The sequence below is a fragment of the Arthrobacter sp. CAL618 genome (assembly GCF_000468215.1).
In the GTDB taxonomy this organism is placed as follows: domain Bacteria; phylum Actinomycetota; class Actinomycetes; order Actinomycetales; family Micrococcaceae; genus Arthrobacter_D.
Window position 1 is genome coordinate 1 of record NZ_ASZW01000170.1, and the last position, 4,036, is coordinate 4,036.

Consider the following 4,036-nt stretch of genomic DNA (forward strand, 5'->3'; position numbering starts at 1 on the left):
CGGTACGCGCGGACGGTGCACGGTCCCTCGCGGCGTAGTACGTGCTCGGAGCCACCTGCAACAGGCTGCAGATGGGCTCGACTCCAAGCGGGCGACCCTCAACGACGTCGTTCTTGTTCGCGTCGATGAACGCGACTACTTCCGGTGTTGGCGGTCGAGCTCCGCCCCGAAGAAACTCGCAGCCCGTTTCAGGATTTCGTTCGCCCGACGCAGCTCCCGTACTTCTTGCTCAAGGTCCCGCATCCGGCCCGCATCCGCAGTACTCACACCGGCGACGTGCCCGTCATCGATGTCGGCTTGCTTGACCCACGACCGCACCGACTCAACCCCGTATCCGAGCTGAGTAGCCACCCGATGGACCGTCCCGTGCTCGGTCCCAAGCTCTGCCCGCAAGGTTCGAACCATCCGCACCGCTGCGGCTTTCTCCTCCGGCGAATACCGACGTGCCGTCGGCCTCCCAGTTCCCTGACTCTTTGCCATGACTCTATTCTCGATTCCAAGGTCAGAAGCCTCCAACAAACCCAGGGCGGTTCAATGTCTCTGACAGGTTTGTTTCGTTGGGCGTCGTAGTCCGCTAGGAAATCAATTAGTCGCAATACTTGGGCACGCGAGCCCTCGGTATCGACCCCTACGTCAACGGACATTCCTTACCACCCCAACTTGGCTGCGCAGCTTCGCAACTGCGTCAAGACTTTGACCAATTGTATGCGTCAGTGCAAGCAGTCTGCGCAACCCCTATCCTCGGTCCAACTTCGCGTCTGTAGAAAACCTGTTACCTGTCAATCGTCGAAATGCACCTGGGTATTTAGGGTTCGACTGACTATTCACAAAGGTCAGATACTCGTACTCGGCTCCGGCATGAGGTGCTCCCTGCCTGACGTGTGTCGCCAAATCACATGATCTAACCTTCGAGCAGTCGTGGGGTAGGCCTCGGCGACGCGCATCACCAGGTCAGCTGCCTCCGAAGGATTGATCTGCCTGGAATCAAGCTTGGTGTGCTGTTCGATGAATCTCAGAATCATGCGGTCAGCTTTAACCGATTGCAGACCGGCCAGGATCAGGAGGTAGTTGAAGGTGACCCCAGAGGATTGGCTAGGCAGATTCCTCCACATCGACTTGAGCCTATTTAGAGACGGGTCGTTTTGATATTCGCCGTGAAGGTCTTTTGTACTCAGGATATCCAAAGACTGTAAACCAGCTGCGGCCCGACGCACGACCTCCGCTTTCAGTAAGGCACCATTTCCCGTATGTGCTGGCTTACGGTTCCCTACAAGATCTGCCCACGGCTCGCTGCCGCCGGCCTCAACGAATGAATTTTCCAGTTCTTTAACGCCATCACTCCGAGGGTCGCCACCCTGCGTCTTTCGGTGATCCCAATACCGGTTGACGACATTGATAACACTTCGGTAATGAGATCCGGTGGAGAAAATGGAATCGATGACGCAAAGAGCAAGTCCGTCCCTGTAGCCTTCGGGCTCGAACCAACGGGCCTCATCCCCAAACTCGGTGCGGCATACCTCAATAAGAATCTCTTCTTGATCACTGAATTTGTAAGTCATGGTCGGGACTCTATCAAGTGGTAGAGACAAGACGGGTGTGGCCAAAACGTTGAAGTGACAAACTAAAACTCAGAAAGTTGGGGGCAACAGAACGGATATCCTTTCGAGTCAATGCGATCGTCGTCGGGCACACCAGACCTGTTGACCTTGGCGGATTGGACCGTGCGCCGATCTCCTGGGGCTGAATGTGACTGCTGATGGACATCGCAGGCATGAAAACGCGGGATGCTATGTCGGTGGCTCAAGTGAACGCACGGTTCACAAGTCCTCGTAGGAGACAAGGCGCGTCCTGTGATCAGTTACAAAAACTGTTAGCTTGCCTGTCGATAGACTGTCGTAAGCAAGATCTAACATGGCTGAATGAACTCCAATTCAAAGGCGAAAGCGCCGCGGACCCGGAAATGTCCGGTCTGCGGTAGCGAGTCGTGGCGGCTCGCCTACGGCATGATCATGCCGAATGCGCAGGAAACGATGCCGAAGACAGTGTTTGCTGGGTGCTGCATTCTCGTTGAAGAACGCTTCAATCCAACGACGGGAGAGCGAGAACTTGGATCTCCCGACTGGGAATGCCAGAACGCGGAGTGTCGACATCAGTGGTGGTGACACCTGACCGGGCGTCGAGGATATAGGCTCTCAGAAGTTGCCCTGTCGGGGCGCGCTGAATTTTCTGGGGGAGTAATGCAAGGTCTCAATTTCACCGCGATCGATTTCGAAACGGCCAACAACAAGCGTGGATCCGTGTGTGCGGTCGGCCTCGCGAAGGTGCAAGGCGGTGTAGTCGTCGACTCGAAGTCATGGCTGATTCAACCGCCGCCATCCGTCAGCCACTTCGAGTCAAGGAACATTTCTGTAAATGGAATACGACCGGGCGACGTGATGGGAGCCCCTAGTTGGCGTGCAAGTTTGGATCACATAGTCGATTTCGTAGGAACCGATGTCCTTGTCGCGCACAACGCATCCTTCGATCGTTCCGTGCTCCGTAACGCTTGCTCCGAGTCGGGATTCGAGCCGCCGGAGCTTTCATTTCTCTGTTCTTTAGACCTCGCGAGGCGATTGCTCGGCCTGGAAGTGAATAAACTGCCACACGTCGCAAAGGCACTTGGCCTAGCAAGTTTCAACCACCACGACGCCGGCGACGACTCGACAGTATGTGCTGAGGCGGTCATCGCAATCGCTCGGGCACACGGACTGCATTCGACAGAGCTCCTTTGGCCCACGAAGTCGAAATCGAAGGCTGAACCGTCCCGGGTTTGATGCCGCTATCTTCTGAGAGAAAGATAGTGACTATGCCCAAGCAGTTTCCTCCCGAGGTCCGTGATCGTGCAGTGCGCATGACGGTGGATCGGCTGTCCGAATATCCCTCTGTTTATACGGCCTGTAAGGCGTTGGCGCCGAAGCTGGGAGTCGGTGCTGAATCGCTGCGCCGTTGGGTGGTCCAGGCCCAGATCGATGCCGGTGAAAAGACCGGGCCAAGCAGCGAGGAGTTGGAGGAAATCAAGCGGCTCCGGGCCGAGGTGCGGGATCTGAAGGAGTCCAACGAGATCCTGAAACAGGCCTCGATTTTCTTCGCAAGGGAACTCGACCCTCGCCGCCGCTGACCTGCCGATTTATCGACGACATGCGCGCTCTTGGTTACGCGGTCGAGTCGATCTGCGCCGTCCTGCGAGACCAGGGCATGCAGGTTGCCGCACGAACCTACCGAGCGTGGAAGACACGCCTGCCAGCGTTGCGCACCCTTGAAGACGCCCGCCTCACCGATGCCCTACGAGCTTTGAACGTCGCTGATGCGAAAGGCCGTCGACGCCCCGAGATCCTTTACGGGCGCCGGAAGATGACTCAGTGGCTGCGCCGCAACGGTTTCCCGGAAGCCTCCAAACACTGTGGACCGGCTGATGCGCGAAGAGGGCATGAACGGTCTGATCAGAGGCCGCAAGATGCGCACCACGGTCCCCGGGAAGGACGGCCGCCGCGCCGGAGACCTACTGAATCGGGACTTCACAGCCCTGGCCCCGAACCAGGTCTGGGTCACTGATTTCACCTACGTGCCGGTCTACACCGGGTTCGTCTACGTGGCCCTGGTCATCGACCTGTATTCCCGGGCGATCGTCGGGTGGGAAACTTCCACAGTGAAGGACACTACGTTCGTGGAACACTGCCTGCGGATGGCGTTGTGGCGCCGTCAACACACCGGCCGGCCAGCCGCAGCGGGGCTGATTCATCATTCGGACGCGGGAAGCCAATACACCTCCATCCGTTACACCGATACCCTGGCCCTAGAGGGCTTGCAGCCCTCGATCGGCAGCGTCGGCGACGCGTATGACAATGCCGCCGCTGAAACGGTCATGGGGCTCTTCAAAAACGAGGCCGTCGCGAAGGGTTCACCGTTCCGCACCGGAGCCCTGAAAACCGAAACCGACGTGCAAACAATCGTCTTCGAATGGGTCCACTGGTACAACAACGAACGCCTGCATTCCGCC

General features: G+C 57.7%; 4 protein-coding genes, 1 pseudogene and 1 other annotated feature. Of the genes and pseudogenes, 3 read left to right on the plus strand and 2 right to left on the minus strand.

Annotation, left to right across the window (positions count from 1 at the left end; translation table 11 throughout):
- A pseudogene (locus K728_RS0110460) lies at nt 1–480 on the minus strand (transposase); the annotation flags it as partial.
- Nucleotides 47–181, minus strand: a sequence feature (AL1L pseudoknot). Its footprint overlaps the pseudogene before it by 135 nt.
- Before the next feature lie 353 nt (nt 481–833).
- Nucleotides 834–1,559: a hypothetical protein gene (locus K728_RS0110465; RefSeq protein WP_024476660.1), complete on the minus strand. Its 726-nt coding sequence runs from the start codon at nt 1,557–1,559 to the stop codon at nt 834–836.
- A gap of 678 nt (nt 1,560–2,237) precedes the next feature.
- On the opposite strand from K728_RS0110465, the gene K728_RS23230 reads away from it, so the two are divergent.
- The 3 genes from K728_RS23230 to K728_RS20620 all read left to right on the plus strand — a co-directional run.
- Nucleotides 2,238–2,813, plus strand: coding sequence for a 3'-5' exonuclease (locus tag K728_RS23230; RefSeq protein ID WP_084442871.1), 576 nt, complete (start codon nt 2,238–2,240; stop codon nt 2,811–2,813).
- A 32-nt stretch (nt 2,814–2,845) separates the two neighbouring features.
- Nucleotides 2,846–3,157, plus strand: coding sequence for an IS3 family transposase (locus K728_RS0110470; protein ID WP_024476463.1), 312 nt, complete (start codon nt 2,846–2,848; stop codon nt 3,155–3,157).
- A gap of 282 nt (nt 3,158–3,439) precedes the next feature.
- The coding region (locus tag K728_RS20620) for an IS3 family transposase (protein ID WP_156911251.1) at nt 3,440–4,036 on the plus strand (597 nt) is incomplete at its 3' end.

Bases quoted from the DNA above. Each gene is read 5' to 3' on its own strand.
- K728_RS23230 (WP_084442871.1), top strand. From the start codon at position 2,238: ATGCAAGGTCTCAATTTCACCGCGATCGATTTCGAAACGGCCAACAAC.
- K728_RS0110465 (WP_024476660.1), bottom strand. From the start codon at position 1,559: ATGACTTACAAATTCAGTGATCAAGAAGAGATTCTTATTGAGGTATGC.
- K728_RS0110470 (WP_024476463.1), top strand. From the start codon at position 2,846: ATGCCCAAGCAGTTTCCTCCCGAGGTCCGTGATCGTGCAGTGCGCATG.